Raw genomic sequence first — 363 nt, forward strand, 5'->3', positions numbered from 1 at the left:
GTATTGGCCCGTCTGTGCCTTCAGCGGTGGATGACTGGATCCTGCAAGCCCGTGCAACAGAGCCTGAAGTGCACCCCCTCTCAGCCTGAACAGGGGCAGGATCCTATGTGATCTGGTGACACTCACGAACATCGACTGACACGCCGTCCCTTTGGGGCGGCTTTTTTATTGCAGGAGGCAGCCATGCGGATTGGCGATCTGATCTATGAGACCGCGAAGGCGGACGAGGGTGTTTGGGAATGGGCCGAAGGGCACAATCCTCGCGTCTTGGCCTATTACCGCGAGGCGGGCGTGCCGCAGACCAATGATGAGGTGCCGTGGTGCGCGGCCTTTGTCGGGGCGGTGCTGGCACGCTGTGGGGTG

At 61.4% G+C, this 363-nt stretch carries 1 protein-coding gene; it reads left to right on the plus strand.

All coding sequences use genetic code 11. The features are described 5' to 3' along the window. Positions 1–183: 183 nt before the first annotated feature. Positions 184–363 (plus strand): C40 family peptidase (locus tag QWI17_RS14900; RefSeq protein ID WP_302723321.1); only part of this gene is annotated, 180 nt, incomplete at its 3' end.

It is taken from the genome of Gilvimarinus gilvus, assembly GCF_030518155.1.
GTDB classification, from domain to species: domain Bacteria; phylum Pseudomonadota; class Gammaproteobacteria; order Pseudomonadales; family Cellvibrionaceae; genus Gilvimarinus; species Gilvimarinus gilvus.